Source organism: Enterobacter sp. 725m/11, from assembly GCF_011683705.1.
Taxonomy (GTDB): Bacteria; Pseudomonadota; Gammaproteobacteria; order Enterobacterales; family Enterobacteriaceae; genus Enterobacter; species Enterobacter bugandensis.
Window position 1 is genome coordinate 45408 of sequence record NZ_JAAQOK010000009.1, and the last position, 26590, is coordinate 71997.

Consider the following 26590-nt stretch of genomic DNA (forward strand, 5'->3'; position numbering starts at 1 on the left):
GCGTAAAACGCCTCGGGTAGCACTATGTTAACTGAGCAGTTGCGTTGACGCTATGTCAGGAATCCAGGGGAAGTAAAACAGGGCTAATGAGAAAGGTTAAAATTGGACTGGCGCTGGGATCAGGTGCAGCCCGGGGATGGTCTCATATCGGCGTGATTAATGCCTTAAACAAGATGGGCGTTGACGTTGATATCGTAGCAGGATGTTCAATCGGATCGCTTGTCGGCTCCGCCTACGCGTGCGGCAAGCTTCCGGATCTCGAAACCTGGGTGCGCTCCTTCAGCTATTGGGACGTGCTGCGTCTGATGGATCTCTCCTGGCAGCGCGGTGGGCTGTTGCGCGGTGAACGCGTCTTTAACCAGTTCCGCCGGGTGATGCCTCTCGAAGACTTTACTGACTGCCGGATGCCTTTCGGTGCCGTCGCAACCAATCTCAGCACAGGCCGTGAACTCTGGCTGACCGAAGGGGATATTCACCTTGCGGTGCGTGCTTCATGCAGTATTCCTGGGCTTATGGCGCCCGTGCCCCATAACGGTTACTGGCTTGTCGATGGTGGTGTCGTGAACCCGGTTCCCATCTCTCTGACGCGCGCCATGGGGGCGGACATCGTCATCGCCGTTGATTTGCAGCACGACGCTCATCTGATGCAGCAAGACCTTATGCCGGTCAATCTGCAGAGCGAAGATGCCGACGTCGAAAAGCTTGCCTGGCATGAACGCCTGCGCGGAAGAATTGGTCGCCTGGCCGCACGACGCTCGGTTGCCGCACCGACGGCCATGGAGATCATGACCACCTCAATTCAGGTTCTTGAGAATCGCCTTAAACGTAACCGTATGGCTGGCGATCCTCCGGATATTCTTATTCAGCCTTACTGTCCGCAAATCTCTACCCTTGATTTCCATCGGGCTGAGGCCGCCATCGCAGCGGGCTCGCTAGCCGTCGAAAAGAAAATAGACGAGTTGCTGCCGTTTGTGCGAACAGCACGTTAAGCACCTTTTTTTGACTACTTCAGCAAAATCTGACAGGCGATAGTGCCGATAGCATGCCACTATTTAGTAACTGTCAGCCAGGGGAGGAACCATGACGCAGCCATTGGCCGGAAAACACATTTTGATTGTTGAAGACGAGCCCGTTTTCCGATCGCTACTGGATTCGTGGTTATCCTCGCTGGGAGCAAACACTTTACTGGCTGAAGATGGTGTCGACGCGCTGGAAAAAATGACCGGTATTACGCCCGATCTGATGATTTGCGACATCGCGATGCCGCGAATGAATGGGCTGAAACTGGTTGAACATCTGCGCAACGAGGGTGACCAGATGCCCATTCTGGTGATCTCCGCGACAGAAAATATGGCGGATATTGCCAAAGCATTACGTCTTGGCGTTCAGGATATTTTGCTGAAACCCGTCAAAGATCTGAACCGGTTACGTGAAACGGTATTAGCGTGCCTTTATCCAAATATGTTTAATTCCCGCGTTGAGGAAGAGGAACGCCTTTTTCAGGACTGGGACGCGCTGGTGAGTAATCCGCCAGCGGCGGCGAAATTGTTGCAAGAACTTCAGCCTCCCGTTCAGCAAACTATTTCCCACTGCCGCGTAAACTATCGCCAGCTGGTGGCGGCCGATCAGCCTGGGCTGGTGCTGGATATTGCACCTCTGTCTGATTCCGACCTCGCATTTTATTCTCTGGACGTAACCCGTGCAGGGGATAATGGCGTATTAGCTGCATTGTTACTTCGCGCGCTCTTTAATGGATTATTGCAGGAACAGTTATCACATCAGGGACAACGGCTCCCTGAGTTAGGCAGTTTACTCAAACAGGTAAACCAGCTTTTTCGTCAGGCCAATTTACCCGGACAGTTCCCGCTGCTGGTTGGTTATTACCATAGCGGTTTAAAGAATCTTATCCTCGTTTCTGCAGGTCTCAACGCGTCACTGAATACCGGGGAACACCATATTCAGGTGAGTAACGGGGTGCCGCTTGGAACACTGGGAACGGCGTATCTAAATCAAATTAGCCATCGCTGTTCTTCCTGGCAGTGCCAAATTTGGGGTGCCGGGGGAAGGCTTCGCTTAATGTTGTCCACGGAATAAGCAATTGGATCTTAATTTTAAGATTGCTTTACCTGTGTTTTCTCGGGAGTGCTACTATCGCTGCCCAGATTCATGCGTATTTGTCCTAATTCATCGGCAACGCGTTCTTTTCAGACCCGGACTGCGGGGCGAGGCTGATATACTCAACGCGTTATTTATTGCATAAAAGTTCAAAACTTGAACAGCTCAGGAGAATTTGAATGGCTGCCCTAAATTCGAAAGTCAGAAAGGCCGTCATCCCGGTAGCGGGATTGGGGACCAGGATGTTACCAGCAACTAAGGCGATTCCTAAAGAGATGCTGCCTCTGGTTGATAAGCCATTAATCCAGTATGTCGTTAATGAGTGTATCGCGGCCGGCATTACTGAAATTGTGCTGGTTACGCATTCATCTAAAAACTCTATCGAAAACCACTTCGATACAAGTTTTGAACTCGAAGCCATGCTGGAAAAACGCGTTAAGCGTCAGCTGTTAGAAGAAGTTCAGTCTATTTGCCCTCCGCACGTCACCATTATGCAGGTTCGTCAGGGGCTGGCTAAAGGTCTGGGCCACGCGGTTATGTGTGCACATCCGGTTGTGGGTGATGAGCCCGTCGCGGTTATTCTGCCTGACGTGATTCTGGATGAATACGAATCCGATCTTTCCCAGGACAACCTGGCTGAGATGATCCACCGCTTCGACGAAACGGGCTGCAGCCAGATCATGGTTGAGCCAGTTGAAGACGTGACCGCTTACGGTGTGGTTGACTGCAAGGGCGTGAACCTTGAGCCAGGCGAAAGCGTGCCAATGGTTGGTGTCGTAGAGAAGCCTAAAGCCGACGTAGCGCCTTCTAATCTGGCAGTGGTGGGTCGCTATGTCCTGAGTGCTGAAATCTGGCCACTGCTGGCGAAAACGCCTCCAGGAGCAGGGGATGAAATCCAGCTGACGGATGCCATTGATATGCTGATCGAGAAAGAGACCGTTGAGGCTTACCACATGAAAGGTAAGAGCCATGACTGCGGTAATAAGCTCGGTTATATGCAGGCGTTCGTTGAATACGGCATTCGCCATAATACGCTGGGTGAAGAATTTAAAGGCTGGCTCAAAGAGAGTATGGGTATTAAGAAATAATCCAGGCGTAAATCTATGAAACCGGTGTGGCGCTGCCCACCGGTTTTTTTATGCCCATAAAACGCCATGACCAGCCTGTTTGTAAGCGAAACTAAATAGCCAAATAACGCTTTATGACGGAGTGTAAGAGGATGTTAGTGATAAATTGCGGGCAAAAAAAATCCCACCAGATGCGGGATTTTTCTGAATTCGGCTTGATTAATCCTTGATCAGGAAGTCATCCAGCTGTTTACCTTGCTCATCCATAGCTTTCTTGATTACAGCAGGAGTACGGCCCTGGCCGGTCCAGGTTTTAGTTTCGCCGTTCTCATCTACATAGCTATATTTAGCAGGACGGGCAGCGCGTTTTGCTTTGGTACCGGTTTTTGCAGCAGCAATGCTGTTCAGCAATTCATTTGGATCGATACCATCAGCAATCAGCATTTCACGATATTGCTGCAGTTTACGCGTACGCTCTTCGATTTCAGCAGCAGCAGCGCTTTCTTCTTCGCGACGTTCATTAACTACAACTTCTAATTTTTCCAGCATTTCTTCGAGCGTTTCAAGGGTACATTCTCTTGCCTGCGCACGAAGAGTACGGATGTTGTTCAGAATTTTAAGTGCTTCGCTCATTGTAGTAATCTCAAACTTATAATGGGGGGTGGTTTGTTGACCTAATAATAGAGCCATAAATTCAGATGTGCAATAGCCAGGAATGTAAGGAATTCAAAAAATACTAAATAAAGCCGCTATTATTAATTACGCTAACTTAAATTTCCTCTTTGGCAGTCTCGCTTGTTATCACGATAACCTGCTTAACCCCACCGCTTGCATCTTTTTTTTGTGACATTTGCCGCAGGAATTATAGTTGCGGCGGATAAATATCAGCCTTTTGTATTAGTTCCAGCCGACGGTGTTAAGGCAGGAATAGTTAATAAATAGTGAATTTTAATGAACGCAGATTCCACTATAAAAAGAAGTGTTATGTTTGGCTAACCATATAACCTATTCACCAGCATGACCGTCATTACTCTCTGTTTTAGCGGATTATTTTTGCGAAAAGAGGGCGTTTTACACCTTTCAGCACGGCATCGTTTGTGCGGCGTGTCGCTGATGACCAGACAAAATATGGTACAATGAATCATCGGGAATATTACACATTGATTAGGGTTTTACGGCCAATGGCACAACTTTATTTCTACTATTCGGCAATGAATGCCGGGAAATCCACCGCACTGCTGCAATCCTCATACAATTACCAGGAACGAGGAATGCGTACCGTTGTTTATACCGCTGAAATCGACGATCGCTTCGGTGCAGGGAAGGTGAGTTCCAGAATAGGCCTCTCTTCGCCAGCCAGGCTGTTTAACCCGCAAACTGACCTGCTGGAGGATATCCGCGCTGCGCATGCGTCAGAGCCCATTCACTGCGTGCTGGTTGATGAGAGCCAGTTCCTGACGCGTGAACAGGTGCATGCGCTCTCTGAAGTGGTTGATGAGCTCGATATCCCCGTTCTGTGCTACGGGCTGCGTACGGACTTCCGCGGGGAGCTGTTTGCTGGAAGCCAGTATTTGCTTGCCTGGTCAGATAAGCTGGTTGAACTGAAAACTATTTGTTTCTGCGGACGCAAGGCCAGCATGGTGCTTCGTCTCGACCAGGCTGGAAAACCTTATGCGGACGGTGAGCAGGTGGTGATTGGTGGCAATGAACGCTATGTGTCGGTCTGTCGTAAACATTATAAGGAAGCGTTGTCCGTAGGCTCGCTGACGGCGATCCAGCACGACAACAGAAAATAATACCCGCCGTTATTCAGACATAAAAAAACCCGCCATACAGGCGGGTTTTTTCCTCAGGCTGTCAGTTAAGCGCTTTTCTTCGCTTTCTTGTCAGCTTTAATGACCGGAGCTTCTGTTTTCACAGCAGCAACGTCACCTTCTTTGAACTCACGACCGTAGTAGGTATCCAGCAGAATCTGTTTCAGCTCGGAGATCAGTGGGTAGCGCGGGTTAGCACCAGTACACTGGTCATCGAAGGCATCTTCAGACAGCTTGTCTACGTGAGCGAGGAAGTCAGCTTCCTGAACGCCTGCTTCACGGATAGATTTAGGAATACCCAGTTCAGCTTTCAGGCTTTCCAGCCATGCCAGCAGTTTCTCAATCTTCGCAGCAGTACGGTCGCCCGGTGCGCTCAGACCAAGGTGGTCAGCGATTTCAGCATAACGACGGCGCGCTTGCGGACGGTCATACTGGCTGAACGCAGTCTGCTTGGTTGGGTTGTCGTTGGCGTTATAGCGGATAACGTTGCTGATCAACAGGGCGTTCGCCAGACCGTGAGGAATGTGGAACTGTGAACCCAGCTTGTGCGCCATAGAGTGGCAAACACCCAGGAAGGCGTTCGCAAACGCGATACCGGCGATGGTTGCTGCACTGTGGACACGTTCACGTGCTACAGGGTTTTTAGAACCTTCGTTGTAGGACGCTGGCAGGTTTTCTTTCAGCAGTTTCAGAGCCTGCAGAGCCTGACCGTCAGAGAACTCAGACGCCAGTACAGAAACGTAGGCTTCCAGCGCGTGAGTCACGGCATCCAGACCACCGAACGCACACAGAGACTTCGGCATTTCCATTACCAGGTTGGCATCAACGATAGCCATATCTGGCGTCAGCGCGTAGTCAGCCAGCGGGTATTTCTGACCTGTTGCGTCATCTGTTACTACCGCGAATGGCGTCACTTCTGAGCCGGTACCGGAAGTAGTGGTGACGGCGATCATTTTCGCTTTCACGCCCATTTTCGGGAACTTGTAGATACGTTTACGGATGTCCATAAAGCGCAGCGCCAGCTCTTCGAAGTGGGTTTCCGGATGTTCGTACATAACCCACATGATTTTCGCGGCGTCCATTGGGGAACCACCACCCAGTGCGATAATCACATCTGGTTTGAAGGAGTTCGCCAGTTCAGCACCTTTGCGTACAACGCTCAGGGTTGGGTCAGCTTCAACTTCGAAGAACACTTCAGTTTCGACGCCAGCCGCTTTCAGCACAGAGGTGATCTGGTCAGCGTAGCCGTTGTTGAACAGGAAACGGTCAGTCACGATGAGCGCACGTTTGTGGCCATCAGTAATCACTTCATCCAGCGCGATTGGCAGAGAGCCACGGCGGAAGTAGATAGATTTCGGAAGTTTGTGCCACAACATGTTTTCAGCTCGCTTAGCAACGGTTTTCTTGTTGATCAGATGTTTTGGACCAACGTTTTCAGAGATGGAGTTACCACCCCAGGAACCACAACCCAGAGTCAGGGAAGGTGCGAGTTTGAAGTTATACAGGTCACCGATACCACCCTGAGAAGCAGGGGTGTTAATCAGGATACGGGCAGTTTTCATCATCTGACCGAAGTGGGCAACACGCTCTGGCTGGTTATCCTGGTCGGTGTACAGACATGAGGTATGACCGATACCGCCCATGGCAACCAGCTTCTCGGCTTTTTCTACCGCGTCTTCGAAATCTTTCGCACGGTACATAGCAAGCGTAGGAGACAGTTTTTCGTGAGCAAACGGCTCGCTTTCGTCGACAACTTTAACTTCACCGATCAGGATCTTGGTGGTCGCCGGAACGGTAAAGCCCGCGAGTTCAGCGATTTTATAGGCTGGCTGACCTACGATGGCAGCGTTCAGCGCGCCATTTTTGAGTATGATGTCCTGAACCGCTTTCAGCTCTTTGCCCTGCAGCAGGTAGCCGCCGTGGCTGGCGAAACGCTCGCGTACTGCATCGTACACGGAATCAACAACAACTACAGACTGTTCAGATGCACAGATAACGCCGTTATCGAAGGTTTTAGACATCAGCACAGACGCAACAGCACGTTTGATGTCAGCGGTTTCATCGATAACAACGGGGGTGTTACCTGCGCCTACACCGATTGCTGGTTTACCGGAGCTGTATGCTGCTTTAACCATACCAGGACCACCGGTCGCCAGAATCAGGTTAATGTCCGGGTGATGCATCAGCGCGTTAGACAGTTCAACAGAAGGTTGGTCGATCCAGCCAATCAGATCTTTTGGTGCGCCCGCAGCAATTGCTGCCTGCAGAACGATGTCTGCTGCTTTATTTGTTGCGTCTTTCGCACGTGGATGTGGAGAGAAGATGATTGCGTTACGGGTCTTCAGGCTGATCAGCGATTTGAAGATAGCCGTTGAAGTAGGGTTAGTCGTTGGAACAATACCGCAAATGATGCCGATAGGTTCGGCGATGGTGATCGTCCCGAAGGTGTCGTCTTCAGACAGAACGCCACAGGTTTTCTCATCTTTATAGGCGTTGTAGATATACTCAGAAGCAAAGTGGTTTTTGATCACTTTATCTTCAACGATACCCATGCCAGATTCGGCAACGGCCATTTTAGCGAGAGGGATTCGAGCATCTGCAGCAGCCAGAGCGGCCGCGCGGAAGATTTTATCAACCTGTTCTTGGGTGAAATTGGCATATTCACGCTGGGCTTTTTTAACGCGCTCGACGAGGGCGTTCAGTTCAGCGATATTAGTAACAGCCATAATGCTCTCCTGATAATGTTTAAACTCTTTTAGTAAACCAGCGCTCGATACGTCAGACAGTATAGACAGTGCCAATACGACTTGCGTTACATAAAGTAAAACAAAGGGTTACTTTATGCTCCAGTACACTAATTTACTAAAAGAGCCTTACCTTAGCATCATCCCTTTTTGCCAGGTGACCTCCCTGGGGGCGTAATCAAGATTACTCACTTCTGAGTACGGAAATCATGATCTGCGTCAATTTTCCACCAAGCTGATACCTTTCAGCAGGGTTATTTAATGGATATATTTCCACTGTTAATTAATTAAGTAACTATTGGAAGTGACGCTATCATTGTCTCAACATATGTTTAACATTCTGAAATGCTAACGTTTTGGCACAGATTTCTGGTGAAGTATGCTAATAAAAAGCGTATCTTCAGCGCGATTTTTCCTAACAATGTAACTGTCCCGGGCATGCGCAAAAGCGGAGCAAAACGTGATCCAAACGCTCTTTGATTTTCCAACGTATTTCAAATTTTTTATTGGTCTGTTTGCCCTGGTCAACCCGGTGGGGATCATTCCTGTCTTCATTAGTATGACCAGTTACCAGACGGCGGCGGCCCGGAACAAAACCAATCTTACCGCTAACCTGTCTGTGGCAATCATTTTGCTCACCTCGCTTTTCCTGGGTGATGCCATTCTCCAGCTCTTTGGCATCTCGATTGACTCCTTCCGCATTGCGGGCGGGATCCTGGTGGTGACCATTGCCATGTCCATGATCAGCGGTAAGCTGGGTGAGGATAAGCAGAACAAGCAGGAAAAGTCAGAAACCGCCATCCGCGAAAGTATCGGCGTGGTTCCGCTGGCATTGCCCCTCATGGCCGGGCCGGGTGCCATCAGTTCAACTATTGTCTGGGGCACGCGTTACCATAGCCTCATGCATTTGATTGGTTTTTCTGTCGCGATTGCCGTTTTCGCGCTCTGTTGCTGGGGCGTCTTCCGCATGGCGCCGTTGCTGGTACGCCTACTGGGGCAGACCGGCATCAACGTTATTACGCGTATCATGGGGCTGCTGTTAATGGCACTCGGGATCGAATTCATTGTCACGGGTATTAAAAGCATTTTCCCCGGCTTGTTACATTGATATTTCATACGAAAGAACGGCGCTTCGGCGCCGTTTTTTTTGTATCAATATCAGCAAATCATATAAATAAAGTTGAAAAGCTTACCTGTCATAATAAATTCTACTAATAATGTTCATCTCATATATTTCATAGAGTTATGAATTCATCTCAAGCCTGCCTGCACAGAAAATCTTCGAACGCACTGTTATTTTACTCACACGATAGTCTTGGGCTTGCTGCGGGATAACCGAAATGATATTAGTAATTTCAACATTTCGTTAGATGAATGTGCTAAATAATAATCAATTGTTAAATTTTCGTACAAAACTACGCGATGATAATGCAGCGACGCGCCAGAAGGGAAAATCTTCCATATTAGTTTGAATTTTAAGTGTTTTTTAGGGTGCTCAACGTATGGAAGGGCTGGGCAGGACGATACGACCTGGGCCGTAAAAGAGAATTGCTTAACAAATTTGCAAAATGTATTGGCGCGTGTTTACGCCATTTGATACTTTCCGGCCTACTATTTTGCAGCCTAAAACAAGTAGATGAGAATTATTTTCATATAATCCTCTTCTCAGATATCCAGCACAGGTCTCAAACAGGGGAGGCCTGGCAAGAATCGACGCAAGACGGCCATACGAGCGGTCAGTAATAAAAAAGTCGGTGATAGCAAGCAGTAAAAAAAGAACCTGACAGCAGCAAAAAAAACTCCTGCGCTGTACAGGCCCCAACAGGGGATTAGACAGCTGGCGAAAGCCAGTAATTATAATGAGTGGAGTACCAACACAATGTCCATCATCACAAAAAAAAATCTGGTAGCGGCGGGGATTTTAACTGCGCTAATCGCGGGAAACGCTGCAATGGCTGCGGACGTTCCTGCAGGTGTTCAACTGGCGGAAAAACAGACGCTGGTGCGTAACAACGGTGCGGAAGTGCAGTCTCTCGATCCGCATAAAATTGAAGGCGTTCCTGAGTCAAACGTTAACCGCGACCTGTTCGAAGGTCTGCTGGTGACTGACGTAGACGGCCACCCGGCACCGGGTGTGGCAGAAAAGTGGGAAAACAAAGATTTCAAAGTCTGGACCTTCCATCTGCGTAAAGATGCCAAATGGTCCGACGGTACACCGGTTACCGCCGAAGATTTCGTGTATAGCTGGCAGCGCCTGGCGAATCCAAATACCGCCTCTCCGTATGCGAGCTATCTGCAGTATGGCCACATCGCCAATATCGATGACATTATCGCCGGTAAAAAGCCGGTCACCGACCTGGGCGTGAAGGCGATCGATGCTAATACCTTTGAAGTGACGTTGAGCGAACCTGTTCCGTACTTCTATAAGCTGCTGGTTCACCCATCCGTCTCGCCGGTACCAAAATCCGCCGTGGAAAAATTTGGTGAAAAATGGACGCAGCCTGCCAATATCGTGACCAACGGCGCCTATAAGCTGAAAGACTGGGTGGTCAACGAACGTATGGTGCTGGAGCGTAACCCGCAGTACTGGGATAACGCGAAGACCGTGATTAATCAGGTCACCTACCTCCCAATCTCTTCCGAAGTGACCGACGTTAACCGCTACCGCAGCGGTGAAATCGACATGACCTATAACAACATGCCGATTGAACTGTTCCAGAAGCTGAAGAAAGAGATCCCGAAAGAAGTTCACGTCGATCCATATCTGTGCACCTATTATTACGAAATCAACAACCAGAAAGCACCGTTCACCGACGTGCGCGTTCGTACCGCGCTGAAGCTGGCACTGGATCGCGATATCATCGTGAACAAAGTGAAAAACCAGGGCGATCTGCCGGCGTACAGCTACACGCCTCCGTATACCGATGGGATGAAACTGGTTGAGCCTGAGTGGTTCAAATGGTCGCAGGAAAAACGTAACGAAGAAGCGAAAAAACTGCTGGCTGAAGCAGGATACACCGCAGACAAGCCGCTGACGTTCAACCTGCTGTATAACACATCAGATCTGCATAAAAAACTGGCGATTGCCGTCGCGTCTATCTGGAAGAAAAACCTTGGCGTGAACGTTAAGCTGGAAAACCAGGAGTGGAAAACCTTCCTCGATACGCGTCATCAGGGGACCTTCGACGTGGCGCGTGCGGGCTGGTGTGCGGACTATAACGAACCGACATCATTCCTGAACACCATGCTCAGCGACAGTTCAAACAACACGGCGCACTATAAGAGCCCGGCGTTTGACAAGATCATCGCTGAAACTCTGAAAGTGTCTGACGATGCGCAGCGCGCAGAGCTGTACGCGAAATCAGAAGAACAGCTCGATAAAGACTCTGCAATTGTACCGGTTTACTACTACGTTAACGCCCGTCTGGTGAAACCGTGGGTAGGGGGTTATACCGGTAAAGACCCGTTGGATAATATTTCCGTTAAGAATCTTTATATTATCAAGCATTAATGGCAATACGTGGGGCGAGCCTGGCTTGCCCCACTGTGTCTACTTTGTAACATTCATCAGGCACACGCCAGAAGGTACGGGCAATGTTGAAATTTATCCTGCGTCGCTGTCTAGAAGCGATACCAACGTTATTTATTCTAATTACGATTTCCTTCTTTATGATGCGTCTCGCGCCGGGAAGTCCATTTACCGGTGAACGTACGTTGCCGCCAGAAGTCATGGCCAACATCGAGGCGAAGTATCACTTAAACGATCCCATCACCACCCAATACTTCAACTATCTGAAGCAGCTGGCGCACGGTGATTTTGGACCGTCATTTAAATATAAAGACTATTCCGTTAACGATCTGGTGGCCTCCAGCTTCCCGGTCTCGGCAAAACTGGGTGCTGCAGCATTCATTCTGGCCGTCGTTCTCGGGGTCACTGCAGGCGTTATCGCCGCGCTCAGACAAAATACCAAATGGGATTATGCCGTAATGGGGGTGGCAATGACCGGGGTAGTCATACCCAGCTTCGTTGTCGCGCCATTGCTGGTGATGATATTTGCCATCACGCTGAAATGGCTGCCCGGGGGCGGCTGGAACGGCGGGGCATTGAAGTTCATGATTTTGCCGATGGTGGCATTATCGCTGGCCTACATCGCCAGTATCGCGCGTATTACCCGTGGTTCAATGATCGAAGTGCTGCACTCAAACTTCATCCGCACCGCGCGCGCGAAAGGGCTGCCGATGCGCCGGATCATCTTCCGCCACGCGCTCAAGCCGGCGCTGCTGCCTGTGCTCTCCTATATGGGACCGGCATTCGTCGGCATCATTACGGGTTCAATGGTTATCGAAACAATTTACGGCCTGCCGGGTATTGGTCAACTTTTCGTAAACGGGGCGCTTAACCGTGACTACTCGCTCGTTCTGAGCCTCACGATCCTCGTGGGCGCACTGACCATTCTCTTTAACGCCGTTGTCGATGTGCTTTATGCCGTTATCGACCCGAAAATTCGTTACTAACGCTGGAGCACGCCATGATGTTGAGTAAGAAAAACAGCGAGGCGCTGGAAAACTTCAGTGAAAAACTGGAAGTAGAAGGTCGTAGCCTCTGGCAGGACGCGCGCCGTCGCTTTATGCATAACCGTGCGGCGGTCGCCAGCCTGGTTGTGCTGGTGATCATCGCGCTGTTTGTCACCCTGGCGCCGATGCTGTCGCAATTTACCTATTTCGATACGGACTGGGGCATGATGTCCAGCGCGCCTGATATGGAGTCCGGCCACTATTTCGGTACCGATTCATCCGGCCGTGATTTGCTGGTGCGCGTGGCGATTGGTGGCCGTATTTCTCTGATGGTCGGTATCGCCGCCGCCCTGGTGGCGGTGATCGTGGGGACGCTTTACGGCGCGCTTTCCGGCTACCTTGGCGGCAAAGTAGACTCGGTGATGATGCGTCTCCTGGAAATCCTGAACTCCTTCCCGTTTATGTTCTTCGTGATTTTGCTGGTGACCTTCTTCGGCCAGAACATCCTGTTGATCTTCGTGGCCATCGGGATGGTTTCCTGGCTGGATATGGCGCGTATCGTGCGTGGCCAGACGCTGAGCCTCAAACGCAAAGAGTTTATCGAAGCGGCGCAGGTAGGGGGGGTATCAACCAGTAATATCGTGGTTCGTCATATCGTGCCTAACGTGCTGGGCGTGGTGGTGGTCTATGCTTCACTGCTGGTGCCAAGCATGATTCTGTTTGAATCCTTCCTCAGCTTCCTGGGGCTGGGCACGCAGGAGCCACTGAGCAGCTGGGGCGCGCTGCTGAGCGACGGCGCAAACTCGATGGAAGTTTCACCGTGGCTGCTGCTTTATCCGGCGGGTTTCCTGGTCGTTACCCTGTTTTGTTTTAACTTTATCGGCGATGGCCTGCGTGATGCCCTCGACCCGAAAGACCGTTAAGGAGCGCCGTCATGACAATTATTGAAACGGCCACCGCGCCACAGGCGCAGCAGCAGAGCAATCTACTGCTGGATGTGAAAGACCTCCGCGTGACCTTTAAAACCCCGGACGGCGATGTTACTGCGGTCAACGATCTCAACTTTAACCTGAGCAAAGGGGAAACGCTGGGGATCGTGGGTGAATCCGGCTCTGGAAAATCCCAGACGGCTTTTGCGTTAATGGGCCTGCTGGCCGCTAACGGCGTTATTGGCGGTTCGGCGAAATTCAACGGTCGCGAAATTCTTAACCTGCCGGAGCTCGAGCTGAACAAGCTTCGCGCCGAACAGATCTCAATGATTTTCCAGGATCCGATGACCTCCCTGAACCCGTATATGCGCGTCGGTGAGCAGCTGATGGAAGTCCTGATGCTGCACAAAGGTCTGGGCAAAGCGGAAGCTTTTGAGGAATCCGTTAAAATGCTGGATGCGGTAAAAATGCCGGAAGCGCGCAAGCGCATGCGCATGTTCCCGCACGAGTTCTCTGGCGGTATGCGTCAGCGCGTGATGATTGCCATGGCGCTGCTGTGCCGGCCAAAACTGCTGATTGCCGATGAACCGACTACCGCGCTGGACGTCACCGTGCAGGCGCAAATCATGACCCTGCTGAACGAGCTTAAGCGTGAGTTCAACACGGCGATTATCATGATCACCCACGATCTAGGCGTGGTTGCCGGTATCTGTGACAAAGTGCTGGTGATGTACGCCGGGCGCACCATGGAATACGGCAAAGCGCGCGACGTGTTCTATCAGCCAGCCCATCCGTACTCGATTGGCCTGCTGAACGCGGTACCGCGTCTTGATGCGGAAGGGGAGTCCCTGCTCACCATTCCGGGCAACCCGCCAAACCTGCTGCGACTGCCGAAAGGCTGTCCGTTCCAGCCGCGCTGCCCGCACGCGATGGAAATCTGTAACAGCGCGCCGCCGCTGGAAGAATTTGCCCCAGGCCGTCTGCGCGCCTGCTTTAAGCCGCAGGAGGAGCTGGTATGAACGCAGTAGATGAAAAACGCAACGTGCTGCTCGAAATCGCCGACCTCAAGGTGCATTTCGACATCAAAGACGGCAAGCAGTGGTTCTGGCAGCCGCCGAAGACCCTGAAAGCGGTAGATGGCGTCACCTTGCGTCTGTATGAGGGGGAAACCCTGGGCGTGGTGGGCGAATCCGGCTGCGGTAAATCCACCTTTGCGCGTGCAATTATCGGTCTGGTGAAAGCCACCGGCGGCAAAGTGGCCTGGCTGGGTAAAGATCTGCTGGGCATGAAACCTGACGAGTGGCGCGACGTGCGCAGCGATATCCAGATGATTTTCCAGGATCCGCTGGCGTCATTAAACCCGCGTATGACCATCGGTGAGATTATCGCCGAACCGCTGCGCACCTATCATCCAAAGATGCCGCGTCAGGAAGTCCGCGATCGCGTGAAGGCGATGATGCTCAAAGTCGGGCTGTTGCCTAACCTCATTAACCGTTACCCGCATGAATTTTCAGGCGGCCAGTGTCAGCGTATTGGCATTGCGCGTGCGCTTATCCTTGAGCCGAAACTGATTATCTGTGATGAACCGGTCTCTGCGCTGGACGTGTCGATTCAGGCGCAGGTGGTTAACCTGCTTCAGAAACTACAGCGCGAAATGGGGCTGTCGCTGATCTTCATTGCACACGACCTGGCGGTGGTAAAACACATCTCCGACCGCGTGCTGGTGATGTATCTGGGCCATGCCGTGGAACTGGGAACCTATGACGAGGTGTACCATAACCCGCTGCACCCTTATACCAAAGCGCTGATGTCGGCGGTGCCGATCCCCGATCCGGATCTGGAAAAGAATAAAACGATTCAGCTTCTGGAAGGGGAATTGCCGTCGCCGATCAATCCGCCGTCGGGCTGCGTGTTCCGCACGCGATGCCCGATGGCCGGGCCGGAATGCGCGAAAACGCGACCGGTGCTGGAGGGCAGTTTCCGACATGCGGTTTCCTGCCTGAAAGTAGACCCGCTATAATCGCAAGGGCTGACATGATGTCAGCCCTTATTTTTTTGCGAGGTTACCGTGTCGCGTTTATTCACTTCAGCCCGTCGGCGGCTCTATCATCTTTTATTCGATCCTGAAACGGTATCGGGACGCCGTTTTGAAGGTCTGTGTGCGCTGTTTGCGCTATTGAGCGTAGTGGTCATCTTTATTGAATCGGGTGTGGGGACGCAATATCACCTGACATTTGAGGAATGGCATGCGTTTGTCTGGCTGGAACTTATTATTACCCTGGTCTTTACCGCAGAGTATATTCTGCGTGTTGTTTGCTGGCCCAACCCGGCAAAGTACGTCTTTAGCTTCTGGGGTTTTATTGATTTAGCGACGATCCTGCCGCTCTATGTGATGTGGCTGTGGCCGGAGATCAGCCTCAACTATGTTTTCGCCTGGCGAGCGATGCGCGTTATTCGGGTCTTGCGTATTCTGAAGTTACTGCGCTTTATGCCGTCGCTGCGCGTATTCTGGAGCGCGATCGTCAGCGCACGCCATCAGCTTATTCTGTTCTATTCGTTCATTGCCATCGTGATGATTGTTTTTGGCGCGCTGATGTATTTGATCGAAGGGCCGAAATATGGCTTCACGACGCTCAACGCGTCCGTCTACTGGGCGATAGTGACCGTTACGACCGTGGGGTATGGCGATATCACGCCCCATACGCCGCTGGGACGTATTGTGGCATCCGTGCTGATTCTGATTGGGTATTCGGTAATTGCCATTCCGACGGGGCTTATTACCACGCATATGAGCAGCGCGTTTCAGAACCACAAACAGCGGCGCAAATGTCCGAACTGCCACCAGGCCGATCATGAACACAGCGCGCGGTTTTGCAACCGCTGCGGAAGCGCGTTACCGGATTAAATAAAAAAGGCTGCTATCGCAGCCTTTTTTATTATTCGCGCCAGAGTATGTGGCACAGCTTGTGGTCTTTCTCACGACACAGCAGGACGCGCGCAAAAATGTCGTTAATTTCACCGCCGTCTTCATCAGCCAGCCCAATAACCACTTCGGCAAAGAAGTCAGGGTTCAGGTCGAAATCTACATGTTCGGCCCAGTCCTCTGAAGGGTCGAACAATTCGGCACCGCCGCGCTCTTCGAACTGCAGATTAAAGAGGATCACGTCTGCGGGATCGAGGTTATCAACCGCCAGTTCGAGAAAAATGTCATAGGCCTGCTCGAGCGTTTCGTCTTCGGTCAGGCGATTGTTCAGATCCATTTCCATGATGACTACCTGTTTAACATCGTTGGGCACGTTTTACAGCAACGGACTAAAGAAGTAAAACAGTCGTTCAGCTATTCGCTGCCATAACGGACGTTTTACCCACAGCCTGGCATCCAGCAGCCGCGAGCGGGAGATATAGTCATCCTGAACCGCCGCCAGGTCACCGCCAAAGCCGGCGTCATCAATCACCAGGGTGATTTCAAAGTTTAGCCACAGGCTGCGCATATCAAGGTTAACCGTGCCCACCAGGCTTAATTCGCCGTCGACCAGCACGCTCTTGGTGTGCAGGAGCCCGCCTTCAAACTGGTAAATTTTCACCCCGGCGGCAAGCAGTTCGCTAAAGAAGGCACGGCTGGCCCAGCCCACCAGAAGGGAGTCATTTTTGCGTGGCAGAATGATACTGACATCGACGCCGCGCTGCGCTGCGGTACAAATCGCGTGCAGCAGATCATCGCTGGGGACAAAGTAGGGCGTCGTCATGATCAGATATTCACGCGCAGAGTAGGTTGCCGTCAGCAGCGCCTGGTGAATCAAGTCCTCCGGGAAGCCCGGTCCGGAGGCGATAGTATGAATTGTATGACCGCTGGCCTCTTCAAACGGCATAATATTGCCATCCGGCGGTGGCGGCAGGATACGCTTGCCGGTCTCTATCTCCCAGTCGCAGGAGTAAACGATGCCCATCGAGGTGGCAATCGGCCCCTCCATTCGCGCCATCAGATCCACCCATTGCCCGACGCCGGAGTCCTGTTTAAAGAAGCGCGGGTCAACCATGTTCATACTGCCGGTGTAGGCAATATAGTTATCGATCATGACCATTTTACGGTGCTGGCGAAGGTCCATCCGGCGCAGAAACACGCGCAGGAGATTCACCTTCAGTGCCTCAACCACCTCGATACCGGCGTTACGCATCATGCCCGCCCAGGGGCTACGGAAAAATGCCACGCTGCCCGCGGAGTCCAGCATCAGACGGCAGTGGATCCCCCTGCGTGCGGCCGCCATCAGGGATTCAGCGACCTGGTCAGCCATGCCGCCGGGCTGCCAGATATAAAACACCATCTCAATATTATGGCGAGCCAGCTGAATATCGCGGATTAACGCCTGCATCACATCATCGGACGACGTCAGAAGCTGGAGCTGATTGCCCTTAACGCCGCCAATCCCCTGGCGGCGCTCGCAGAGCTTAAACAGCGAGGAGGCGACGCTGCTGTTCTCCTCGGCAAAGATATGCTTGCAGGCTTTGAGATCGTTAAGCCACTTCGCGGTGGAAGGCCACATTGCGCGCGCCCGCTCGGCACGGCGTTTACCAAGGTGAAGCTCACCGAAAGAGAGATAGGCAATAATTCCCACCAGTGGGAGGATATAAATGATCAGAAGCCAGGCCATGGCAGAGGGTACGGCTCTGCGCTTCATCAGGATGCGTAACGTCACACCCGCGATTAACAGCCAGTATCCCAGAATGACCAGCCAACTCACCACGGTGTAGAAGGTTGTCATAGATAAAAAAATCCTTTTGAAAGCGTATTGTTATGAGTGTACGCATCAGGATTCATCTGGCAAATAAAAACGCCAGGTAAAAGCGCTGGTTTGCTGTCGGGTTGGGTTTATAATGGCGGCTCTGTTTGAGAAAGAGTTGTAGACATGAAGCGCAGTAGAACAGAAGTAGGGCGCTGGCGTATGTTGCGACAGGTGAGTCGTCGCAAGGCTCGTTGGCTGGAAGCACAATCCCGCCGCAATATGCGTATCCACGCCATCAGAAAATGTGGATTGACCCGGCACCGCAATGCGTTGCTGTTCGCAGTCCAGGATATCTGAAACCCATGAGGGCACCGCAAGGTGCCCGCTGATTATATTGTGTCTTATTTTGCGAATATCGTTATTGCGGCGATATTCCGGTTATTTTTAGCAAAAGGAGGGAGAGGTGTTTGCGGAGTTTGGTGTACTGAATTTCTGGACGTATGTTGTTGGCGCATTTTTTATCGTGCTGGTTCCCGGGCCAAACACCCTGTTTGTGCTGAAAACGGGGATTGGTCACGGTGTTAAAAAAGGGTATCTTGCCGCGACCGGCGTGTTTATCGGTGATGCGGTATTGATGTTCCTGGCCTGGGCGGGTGTTGCGGCATTGATCCAGACGACCCCCGTACTCTTTAATATCGTGCGCTATCTCGGGGCTTTCTATCTGCTGTGGTTGGGCGGAAAAATGCTCTGGTCGGTGATCACACGTCAGAATAATGCTCAAGAGAGCGGAACCGAGCCTGCCAGCACGATCATGAAACGCTCCCTCGTCCTGAGCCTGACCAATCCAAAAGCGATTCTGTTCTACGTTTCGTTCTTTGTGCAGTTTATCGACGTGAATGCGCAAAATACCGGGACCTCTTTCCTGATCCTCGCTACCACGCTTGAGCTGATTAGCTTTATGTACATGAGCTTCCTGATCTTCTCTGGGGCGTTTGTTACGCGTTATCTGAAAACCAAAAAGAAACTGGCAAAGCTGGGGAACGGGCTGATAGGGCTGCTGTTTGTCGGGTTTGCGGCGCGGTTAGCGTCACTGCATTGATGTGAAGAAAGGCTCCTGCGGGAGCCTTTTTACCTCAGAACACTTTCTTATACGGTCGCACCGTCACTTTTGCATACACACCCGCCGCAACGTATGGGTCTGCGTCAGCCCAGGCCTGCGCCGCTTCAAGAGACTCAAACTCAGCAATAACCGTGGATCCAGAAAAACCGGCGGCTCCCGGGTCATTGCTGTCAACAGCAGGCATTGGACCCGCGGTCAGCAAACGGCCTTCGTCCTGGAGCAGCTGCAGGCGAGCCAGATGGGCAGTGCGAACAGAGAGACGTTTTTCGAGGGAATCAGCGACATCTTCAGAGTAAATCACGTAAAGCACGGTGAAGCTCCTTAAGCGTTATAAAGTGTCAGTTACGTTATGTGAAAGGGCAATTGACTGCAATGTAAAGATAAAAACAACGTTAATACCCCGATCTGGATGTCCTTTTTTTGACCACTCCTGCGCTTAAATTGCGCCAGAACAAAGTGTCTTATTGAATATGATTGCTATTTGCATTTAAAATCAGGGTCCGGTTTTTTAACGTTGATGATTATGACTTCGATGACCCTTGATTTACCTCGCCGCTTTCCCTGGCCGACGCTGTTGTCCGTCGTGATTCACGGTGCCGTCGTGGCGGGTTTGCTCTACACCTCGGTTCATCAGGTTATTGAAATGCCCGCACCCGCCCAGCCGATCTCGGTAACCATGGTCTCGCCAGCGGATCTCGAACCGCCGCAGGTTGCGCCACCACCGCCACAGTCGGTTGCTGAGCCTGAACCGGAACCCGAGCCTGTACCGGAGCCACCGAAGGAGGCACCGGTGGTGATCCACAAACCTGAACCGAAGCCAAAACCTAAGCCGAAACCGAAGCCGGTGAAGAAAGTTGAGGAGCGTCCGAAACGTGAAGAACGCCCGGTTGAACCGCGCGCGTCCCAGCCGGTCGAGAATGCAGCGCCTTCGCGTCCGGTCATGAATAACAGCGCACCGGCGGCGAAGCCGACGGTTGCCGCACCAGCGGGCCCACGTGCGTTGAGCCGTAATCAGCCTCAGTATCCGGCGCGAGCTCAGGCCTTGCGTATTGAAGGTCGCGTACGGGTGAAATTTGACGTCACTGCGGATGGCCGCGTGGATAACGTTGAAATCCTGTCTGCGCAACCTTCAAATATGTTTGAGCGCGAAGTGAAGTCGGCGATGCGCAGATGGCGCTACGAACCCGGTAAACCGGGAAGCGGACTGATCGTGAACATTGTTTTCCGCCTGAATGGCGGGGCGCAGATGGAATAAGAAAAGCCTCCGAAAGGAGGCTTTTTTTTGCCTGCCAATCAGGCTGGCGGAAGCTGACGAGGTTTACCGTCGCTATCGACAGCGACATAAATAAACAGCGCTTCAGTTGCTTTATAGCGCTGTCCAATCGGTTCAGAAGAGACTTTCTTCACCCAGACTTCAATGTTGATGGAGATGGATGTATTGCCGCGCTTTACGCAGCGGGCGTAACAGCAAACCACATCACCTACTGCAACCGGGCGCAGGAAGGTCATTCCATCCACCCGCACGGTCACCACGCGTCCGTGAGCAATCTCTTTTGCCAGAATTGCGCCGCCCATATCCATCTGCGACATCAGCCAGCCGCCAAAAATATCGCCATTGGCATTGGTGTCAGCGGGCATTGCCAGTGTGCGTAAAACCAGTTCGCCCTGAGGGGCGTTATTTGTTGTCATTGTTTTAACTCATAACGGAAGACTTCAGGCGGGATGCTACTATGATTTCACAGCGGAGAGAATAGACCAGAACGCCTGTCGAACACGTTCTGGTCAGTCAGCAATCAGTGCTTGTCGTCCTGCGGCATGTGGCGATAGATATAAATGCCGCTTAGCAGGGTGAATATCAGCGTCAGGGCCGTCAGGCCGAAGACCTTGAAGTTGACCCAGATATTCTGTGGCAGCCAGAAAGCGATATAGATATTGGCAAGACCGCAAAGGATAAAGAACACCGCCCAGGCGATATTCAGGCGCGACCAGACCTCCTGAGGCAGCGTCAGCTCTTTGCCGAGCATGCGCTGGATCAGCGGCTTTTTCATCACCCACTGGCTGATGAGCAGCGCACCCGCAAACAGCGCGTAGATCACCGTCACTTTCCACTTGATAAATTCATCATTGTGGAAGAAGAGGGTTAGCCCACCGAATACGGCGACCAGGACGAACGTTACCAGCGCCATTTTCTCAACTTTACGGTAGCGCACCCAGCTGTAGATCAGCACAACCGCTGTCGCAATAATCAGCGCTGTGGTGGCAGCATAAATGTCATACAGTTTGTAAAACGCGAAAAAGACCACCAGCGGTAAAAAATCAAGAAACTGCTTCATTCTGTGATTCCATCTTCTTTGTTGAGCCGGGCCCTGTCATGCACCCGGCATCAGGGTTACTGACGAATTAACATATACAGGCGGAACAGATAGACAAGCAGCACCGCTGAAATCAGGTTGCTCAGTGTATTCGCGACCACCGCGCCGACGTTCGGGGTTAATACCGCAAAATTCGGAGCAAACAGGAGCAGGAGCGTTTTTGCCAGCAGCCAGCCCATCACGGCAGGAGCAACCAGACGCATGTTCGCCCATGCCAGCCTGATGCTGCTGCGCATCGCGGTAAAAATTCCCATTTTATCCTGCACGACCATTACTGGGGCAAAAGCGAGCACAATAGCCAGTAACACGCCCGGCACCACAACCAGCATAATTCCCATCTGCACCAGCATGGTGGTTAAAAAGATCAGAATAAACAGCTTAGGTAAGACCGGCGCGCTGGCGCCAATTGCCCGCAAGGCGCTGACCCGGTGGCCCGCCGACACCAGTTGGATCATCAGCAAAACGCCGCCCGCCAGAATGGCGTTACCAATCAGGCCAGAAAACGTGGATGCGGCAGACGCCCGGAGCAGAATTTGTTGCTGCTCTGGCGTCATGTTTTGCACCAGTTCAAATAGCCCCACGCTTCCTGCAAGATGGTCGCCCTGGCTCAGGCTGGCAATCTGTTCTTCACTCGGTGAGAACGCATGACCCAGCACCACAGTGATAAAGGCGCAAAGCAACGCGATCAGTAAAAAGGTAATGAACTGATTGCGGAAAAAATTTCCCGTGTCACGGTAGACAGACTTCGCCGTGATAGACATGCACTCTCCTTGCGTATTGCAGGTGTTAATTAGCCGGCAATTGTACACCGGATGAACCTGCTGTGGCAGCATCAAGGCTTGTATGGAAAAGCATATCTTTGTAAAGCGGCGGTAATCCAAAGCGCGTGCGGGCGCGATTACAGGCTTCGTTGACCTGCCCATCTTCCCCCGACATGGCAAATTCCCGGCACGGGCTGGGGCGATCCTCATAGATCGCGCACCGGGTCGAAACCCCGGGCTCCCCTTGTAAGGCCGCGCAGCGGGCCTGCTTTTGATTGGTGCCGCTCATGCAGCGCAGAAAGGGGGTTAACGGCTCAGTAAGATGAACCGGAACGGTACCGCCGCCATCGCTGGCTTCAGCCCAGTAGAAAGAGACTCGAAAATACGCACAACAGGCTCCGCACGTCATGCACGGGTTAACTTCACTCATAGCACACCTGCAAAAAAGAACGCATCAAATCAACTTGTGAGAGCGATAAATTATCCAGCCGACAGAGGAAGAGCAAGAGGGGGAAAAGAGAAAATTTTGTAACTGTGAAATGCCAAAAATTGACATAGAAACAACTTATTGCTTTTCAAAGCGACACAAAAAATTAACCCAGATCAATGAATGTTAACTTACTGGTTTTAATGTGATCTGTGGCAGATCACTTATTACTCTTTTGTGAGTATATTCTCATCCGCGATTAAAACCACAACGATGGAGCGGATATGAAAAAATTAGCGTTGGCAGCCCTTGTATTAAGCAGTCTCTCTGGCGGCGCGTATGCGCATGAAGCAGGCGAATTCTTTATTCGTGCCGGTTCGGCTACGGTTCGCCCAACTGAAGGATCGGATAACGTGCTGGGGATGGGCGGTTTTAACGTCAGTAACAACACCCAGTTAGGTTTAACATTCACCTGGATGGCGACGGATAACGTTGGGGTTGAGCTTCTGGCGGCAACACCGTTCCGTCACCGTGTCGGTCTTGGTGCGACCGGTGATATCGCCACGGTTCACCATTTACCGCCAACGCTGATGGCGCAATGGTACTTTGGCGATGCCAGCAGCAAGGTGCGTCCATATATTGGCGCGGGTGTGAACTACACCACCTTCTTCGATGAGAAATTCAACGATACCGGTAAAGAGGCAGGACTCTCCGATCTCAGTCTGAAAGACTCGTGGGGTATGGCTGGGCAGGTTGGTCTGGATTATCTGATTAACCGCGACTGGCTGATCAACGCCTCGGTCTGGTATATGGATATTGATACGGACGTACGCTTCAAGGCGGGCGGCGAGCAGCAAAGCATCAATACGCGTCTGGATCCGTGGGTGTTCATGTTCTCTGCGGGTTATCGTTTCTAATTCTGTATGTTTAATGCGCCCCCGAGGGGGCGCATTTCGTCTATTACTTCTGAATCAAATAGCGAATGGTTGGCCCGTCCTGCTGGATATCCAGCACCGTATAACCGTGGTTTTTTGCATCCAGCGGAATGTTGTTGATGGATTGCGGACAATCGCTCACCACCTCCAGAATTTCACCTTTTTCCAGCTGCGGCAGTGCCTCAAGCGTGGCAACCGCCGGATACGGGCAGGGTTCACCGATCATATCCAGACGATAGTCGGGGACGATCTCTTTCATGCAGCGTTCTCCTGCGTTTCAGTTTTGACGACGGCACGGCGGAAGAAGCGTTTCTCCTGCGCGACAACCAGTAAAAAAGCGACCAGCAGCAGGGCATAAGTCACCAGCAGGCCGCCGAGAGGGCCGAAAGCGCTCAGCAGGTTAACCTTGTCCCAGTTTGTGGCAAGCACCGGGGACACGTCGTCCCAGAAGTATGCGAGAAGTGTGGATCCAAGGACATTCCCAAGCCCGACCCACCAGTAGTGCACCTGTCCTTCAACCGCACGGTACATCCAGCCGGTTTCACACCCGCCCGCCAGCACAATCCCGAAGCCAAACAGCAGACCGCCAATCACCGCGTTCGGGCCAGCCCACATGATCTTCGGTTCAACACCGAGCTGAACATAGCTGAAAATGCCGATAGCGCTCACCGCCATGCCGGCAATGATTGCCTTCGCCATCATCGTCCTTCCGGTGATCCACATATCGCGAAACGCAGAGGTAAAGCAGATCTGCGCGCGTTCGATCAGCAGGCCAAAGCCGACGCCGAACAACATCGCCAGGCCAAGCTTCGGCTGATTCATCGCCGTGCAAATGGCCCATGCGATCATAGCAAAAAAGACCAGCATACCCAGGCGGAAACGGCGCTTTGCCTGCTCCGGTTTTTGGGTTAGCGGGGACGCCGCGCTGACTTTTGTCATTTTCACCGGAATGCGGAACAGCGGCAGAAGGGTGAATTTTGCTCCGAAGTAAGAGCCAATCGCCGTGGCCACGGCAAAAAACCAGGCATGAAGGGAGAACTGCGGAATCCCCGTAAAGAACGCGGCCAGATTACAGCCCATCGCCAGGCGGGCGCCAAACCCGGCAATCATACCCCCGACTACCGCCTGCATGATGCGAACGCGGCTTTTGGGCATGCGCAGCTTAACGTTGTTTGCCCACAGCGCCGCAGCGAAACAGCCGCCGAACATGCCGATAATCATCATTCCGTCGATGCGGGTAAGCGGGGTGCCGTCCAGGTGAATAAGTTTGAAGTAACCCCACTCTTCAGTGTGTACGCCTGCGAGCTGCAGCAGTTGCCCACCCCAGCGGGTGAATTCACCGGTGACGGCCCAGAAGGTGCCGGTAATGCCGAAATAATAAGTAGAGAGAATGCCTGCCGCGATGACGGCCGGAACAGGTGACCAGAACTTAACCAGGTAAGTCTGTTTGAAGGATTGCCATGACATGAATAAGCCTCTGAACTCAGAAGGTGTAAGTGAATTAAGCGGACTGGAATATATATCTTTTTCTAAATATCTAAAAGTTCTCAACAGAGATTTTCCAATTACTTACACCTTTTATGACCTCCGTCATCGAAACTTGCAACTCACTGTAAACCGTATATTCTCAACATTTACTTTCAAGCTTGCTCCAGAAGATAACCGTTGGATGGCGTGGTGTAACAAAGTGAGTCTAACGCCTGAGAGGGGGGCTTAAATCTCAGGGGGTAGAAACACCTGCCATGGTATATCATAAAAATAAAACCAATGAATCATATAACAATGACTTTAATTTCCGGCGCCTGCGCGCCGGAGATGATTATTTCTCGTATACTTTCTTTATGCTACTAATGCTCATTTTCTTTATGAAAGGTCTTTCAATAAGGTGGTAAGTAATGGAAGATAGAAGGCATATTGCCGCGTAGCATAAGACTAAGATCACAAAAGTATGAACATTTAACTCTGGTTCATTGTTTGTTTTGAAGTGAAGGATTAAAGGGAATAAAATCAACCCTTGCGTCAAATATAAACTGTAGCTTATTGCACCGAGGCGAATGGCTGCTTTGGTAATTAAAAATCCAAAAAGATTCGCGCCTGAAACTACTGAAAAGAATATCGCGCAGAGGAATAGTTTCTCGGAAGGACCGTAAAGTGTTGGTTGCGCTAACAGGGTTATAAGAATCGTGCAAATCAAAGCGGCATTGGCCAGTTTTTTTGTTATGACTATTCTGTCTTTGATTTCCCGGCATAACATTCCGGTGAAAAAATAAGACCACAAAGATGAATCGTTCGTAAAGCCTGGAAGAAAATATACGGAGAAGGCAAAAAGAAAAATGGTTAATTCAAAGGACCATTTTTTGAACATATATAACAACGGAAGAGAGAAATAGAAAATCCATTCCCAGCGCAGTGTCCACGTCACCCCAGCCAGAGCCATAAAAGGATACTGGAAAGTAGTGACCGGCGGTTTGTCATTCCAGAGTCCCAAATCAAACCAGGAAAGCGCGTTGTTTATTACACTAAGAGAAAATTCATTTCGTTCGGTTAATAAGAAAAGTAAAGATAGAGCCGCTATGGAGCAAAATACGGATAGCGGTGCAATTCTGTAAAGGCGTTTTTTATATAATTCAATCCAATCCACTTCATTTGCTTTTCTGATTTTCCCCCAAAACAAAAAAGCTGTAATCATAAAAAATAAAGCAACCCCGTATCGCCCAAAATAGAGCAACAAGTCTGATGTCGGAGCCCAATTGCCTTTTTTAATAAATGTGTAAGCACAATCCATATGATGAAATATGACAAATGAGGCAAGGACGTATCTCATACCATCTATACTGTTTGACCTTGTCGGTTCAGTATCTTCATCTATAAATTTGAATAGCGGTAGGCTAAAAATCACAATTGCCAAGGCTAAGCATGTGAAAACTAAGTAAATCGAAAAGTATAAATCCATCTTCAAACCTTACGGATATTTGTATAGATATAATTGGAAGGCTTTACCTGACCTCGATGCCATTCTAGCATTGCTTCTTATTATCGTCGAGATGATGTATCACATTTAATTCCTTGA

27 protein-coding genes are annotated in these 26590 nt (G+C 51.2%); 15 read left to right on the forward strand and 12 right to left on the reverse strand.

Features of this window, described 5'->3' with window-relative positions:
• The first annotated feature begins 86 nt into the window (after nt 1–86).
• The 3 genes from rssA to galU all read left to right on the forward strand — a co-directional run bounded on the left by rssA (nt 87) and on the right by galU (nt 3203).
• On the forward strand, nt 87–989 hold the full coding sequence (rssA, locus tag HBA26_RS05600) for a patatin-like phospholipase RssA (protein WP_028013437.1): 903 nt from the start codon (nt 87–89) through the stop codon (nt 987–989).
• 91 nt (nt 990–1080) lie between these two features.
• Nucleotides 1081–2094 carry a two-component system response regulator RssB gene (gene rssB, locus HBA26_RS05605; RefSeq protein ID WP_028013436.1) on the forward strand — a complete coding sequence of 338 codons (1014 nt, stop codon included), beginning with the start codon at nt 1081–1083 and terminating at the stop codon, nt 2092–2094.
• A gap of 200 nt (nt 2095–2294) precedes the next feature.
• The gene (galU, locus tag HBA26_RS05610) at nt 2295–3203 is read left to right on the forward strand and encodes a UTP--glucose-1-phosphate uridylyltransferase GalU (RefSeq protein WP_028013435.1); all 909 of its coding nucleotides are present in this window, start codon (nt 2295–2297) and stop codon (nt 3201–3203) included.
• A 198-nt stretch (nt 3204–3401) separates the two neighbouring features.
• On the opposite strand, the gene hns is transcribed toward galU, so the two are convergent.
• Complete coding sequence (gene hns / locus HBA26_RS05615; protein WP_028013434.1) at nt 3402–3815, reverse strand: histone-like nucleoid-structuring protein H-NS; 414 nt, start codon at nt 3813–3815, stop codon at nt 3402–3404.
• Nucleotides 3816–4363: 548 nt separating this feature from the next.
• Between hns and tdk the strand changes: the two genes are divergently transcribed.
• Nucleotides 4364–4978, forward strand: a complete 615-nt coding sequence (tdk, locus tag HBA26_RS05620) for a thymidine kinase (protein WP_028013433.1) — start codon at nt 4364–4366, stop codon at nt 4976–4978.
• 65 nt (nt 4979–5043) lie between these two features.
• On the opposite strand, the gene adhE is transcribed toward tdk, so the two are convergent.
• Complete coding sequence (gene adhE / locus HBA26_RS05625) at nt 5044–7722, reverse strand: bifunctional acetaldehyde-CoA/alcohol dehydrogenase (RefSeq protein ID WP_028013432.1); 2679 nt, start codon at nt 7720–7722, stop codon at nt 5044–5046.
• Nucleotides 7723–8200: 478 nt separating this feature from the next.
• Between adhE and HBA26_RS05630 the strand changes: the two genes are divergently transcribed.
• From HBA26_RS05630 to HBA26_RS05660, 7 genes are all read left to right on the forward strand, one after another.
• Complete coding sequence (locus HBA26_RS05630; protein WP_041909604.1) at nt 8201–8848, forward strand: YchE family NAAT transporter; 648 nt, start codon at nt 8201–8203, stop codon at nt 8846–8848.
• Nucleotides 8849–9619: 771 nt separating this feature from the next.
• Entirely contained in the window at nt 9620–11251 is a 1632-nt protein-coding gene (oppA, locus tag HBA26_RS05635; protein ID WP_028013430.1) for an oligopeptide ABC transporter substrate-binding protein OppA, read from the forward strand.
• Between the two features lie 83 nt (nt 11252–11334).
• The gene (oppB, locus tag HBA26_RS05640) at nt 11335–12255 is read left to right on the forward strand and encodes an oligopeptide ABC transporter permease OppB (RefSeq protein WP_028013429.1); all 921 of its coding nucleotides are present in this window, start codon (nt 11335–11337) and stop codon (nt 12253–12255) included.
• A gap of 14 nt (nt 12256–12269) precedes the next feature.
• Nucleotides 12270–13178 (forward strand): oligopeptide ABC transporter permease OppC, encoded by a 909-nt coding sequence (gene oppC / locus HBA26_RS05645; RefSeq protein WP_028013428.1) that lies wholly within the window; start codon nt 12270–12272, stop codon nt 13176–13178.
• An 11-nt stretch (nt 13179–13189) separates the two neighbouring features.
• A complete protein-coding gene (locus HBA26_RS05650) occupies nt 13190–14203 on the forward strand; it encodes an ABC transporter ATP-binding protein (RefSeq protein ID WP_028013427.1) in 1014 nt (337 codons plus the stop codon).
• Nucleotides 14200–15204: a murein tripeptide/oligopeptide ABC transporter ATP-binding protein OppF gene (oppF, locus tag HBA26_RS05655; protein WP_041909608.1), complete on the forward strand. Its 1005-nt coding sequence runs from the start codon at nt 14200–14202 to the stop codon at nt 15202–15204. Before HBA26_RS05650 ends, oppF begins: the two co-directional genes overlap by 4 nt.
• Nucleotides 15205–15252: 48 nt before the next feature.
• Nucleotides 15253–16089, forward strand: coding sequence for an ion transporter (locus HBA26_RS05660; RefSeq protein WP_045260682.1), 837 nt, complete (start codon nt 15253–15255; stop codon nt 16087–16089).
• A gap of 31 nt (nt 16090–16120) precedes the next feature.
• On the opposite strand, the gene HBA26_RS05665 is transcribed toward HBA26_RS05660, so the two are convergent.
• Together HBA26_RS05665 and cls are read right to left on the reverse strand one after the other, a co-directional pair.
• Nucleotides 16121–16450: an HI1450 family dsDNA-mimic protein gene (locus HBA26_RS05665; RefSeq protein ID WP_006810881.1), complete on the reverse strand. Its 330-nt coding sequence runs from the start codon at nt 16448–16450 to the stop codon at nt 16121–16123.
• A gap of 33 nt (nt 16451–16483) precedes the next feature.
• On the reverse strand, nt 16484–17944 hold the full coding sequence (gene cls, locus HBA26_RS05670; protein ID WP_028013424.1) for a cardiolipin synthase: 1461 nt from the start codon (nt 17942–17944) through the stop codon (nt 16484–16486).
• Between the two features lie 144 nt (nt 17945–18088).
• Here cls and HBA26_RS05675 point away from each other — a divergent pair, with 144 nt between their 5' ends.
• Nucleotides 18089–18262 carry a YciY family protein gene (locus tag HBA26_RS05675; protein WP_086379783.1) on the forward strand — a complete coding sequence of 58 codons (174 nt, stop codon included), beginning with the start codon at nt 18089–18091 and terminating at the stop codon, nt 18260–18262.
• A gap of 106 nt (nt 18263–18368) precedes the next feature.
• Nucleotides 18369–19004, forward strand: coding sequence for a leucine efflux protein LeuE (leuE, locus tag HBA26_RS05680; protein WP_028013423.1), 636 nt, complete (start codon nt 18369–18371; stop codon nt 19002–19004).
• A gap of 34 nt (nt 19005–19038) precedes the next feature.
• Here the strand turns inward: leuE and HBA26_RS05685 are convergent, their stop codons facing one another.
• On the reverse strand, nt 19039–19335 hold the full coding sequence (locus HBA26_RS05685; RefSeq protein ID WP_126345831.1) for a YciI family protein: 297 nt from the start codon (nt 19333–19335) through the stop codon (nt 19039–19041).
• Between the two features lie 222 nt (nt 19336–19557).
• On the opposite strand from HBA26_RS05685, the gene tonB reads away from it, so the two are divergent.
• Nucleotides 19558–20280 carry a TonB system transport protein TonB gene (gene tonB, locus HBA26_RS05690; protein ID WP_126345879.1) on the forward strand — a complete coding sequence of 241 codons (723 nt, stop codon included), beginning with the start codon at nt 19558–19560 and terminating at the stop codon, nt 20278–20280.
• A 38-nt stretch (nt 20281–20318) separates the two neighbouring features.
• Here the strand turns inward: tonB and yciA are convergent, their stop codons facing one another.
• The 4 genes from yciA to HBA26_RS05710 form a co-directional block, all read right to left on the reverse strand.
• The gene (yciA, locus tag HBA26_RS05695; protein ID WP_041909616.1) at nt 20319–20714 is read right to left on the reverse strand and encodes an acyl-CoA thioester hydrolase YciA; all 396 of its coding nucleotides are present in this window, start codon (nt 20712–20714) and stop codon (nt 20319–20321) included.
• Nucleotides 20715–20818: 104 nt separating this feature from the next.
• Nucleotides 20819–21358: a septation protein A gene (locus HBA26_RS05700; RefSeq protein WP_028013419.1), complete on the reverse strand. Its 540-nt coding sequence runs from the start codon at nt 21356–21358 to the stop codon at nt 20819–20821.
• 56 nt (nt 21359–21414) lie between these two features.
• Entirely contained in the window at nt 21415–22158 is a 744-nt protein-coding gene (locus HBA26_RS05705) for a YciC family protein (RefSeq protein ID WP_088205591.1), read from the reverse strand.
• A gap of 25 nt (nt 22159–22183) precedes the next feature.
• Nucleotides 22184–22588 carry a YkgJ family cysteine cluster protein gene (locus HBA26_RS05710; RefSeq protein WP_126345832.1) on the reverse strand — a complete coding sequence of 135 codons (405 nt, stop codon included), beginning with the start codon at nt 22586–22588 and terminating at the stop codon, nt 22184–22186.
• Nucleotides 22589–22869: 281 nt separating this feature from the next.
• Here HBA26_RS05710 and ompW point away from each other — a divergent pair, with 281 nt between their 5' ends.
• Entirely contained in the window at nt 22870–23502 is a 633-nt protein-coding gene (ompW, locus tag HBA26_RS05715) for an outer membrane protein OmpW (protein ID WP_126345833.1), read from the forward strand.
• 43 nt (nt 23503–23545) lie between these two features.
• On the opposite strand, the gene yedF is transcribed toward ompW, so the two are convergent.
• From yedF to HBA26_RS05730, 3 genes are all read right to left on the reverse strand, one after another.
• Entirely contained in the window at nt 23546–23779 is a 234-nt protein-coding gene (yedF, locus tag HBA26_RS05720; protein WP_088205590.1) for a sulfurtransferase-like selenium metabolism protein YedF, read from the reverse strand.
• The gene (gene yedE / locus HBA26_RS05725) at nt 23776–24987 is read right to left on the reverse strand and encodes a selenium metabolism membrane protein YedE/FdhT (protein WP_048960531.1); all 1212 of its coding nucleotides are present in this window, start codon (nt 24985–24987) and stop codon (nt 23776–23778) included. The genes yedF and yedE overlap by 4 nt, the downstream gene beginning before the upstream one ends.
• Nucleotides 24988–25339: 352 nt before the next feature.
• Nucleotides 25340–26473 carry an acyltransferase gene (locus tag HBA26_RS05730; protein WP_126345834.1) on the reverse strand — a complete coding sequence of 378 codons (1134 nt, stop codon included), beginning with the start codon at nt 26471–26473 and terminating at the stop codon, nt 25340–25342.
• Nucleotides 26474–26590 lie beyond the last annotated feature (117 nt).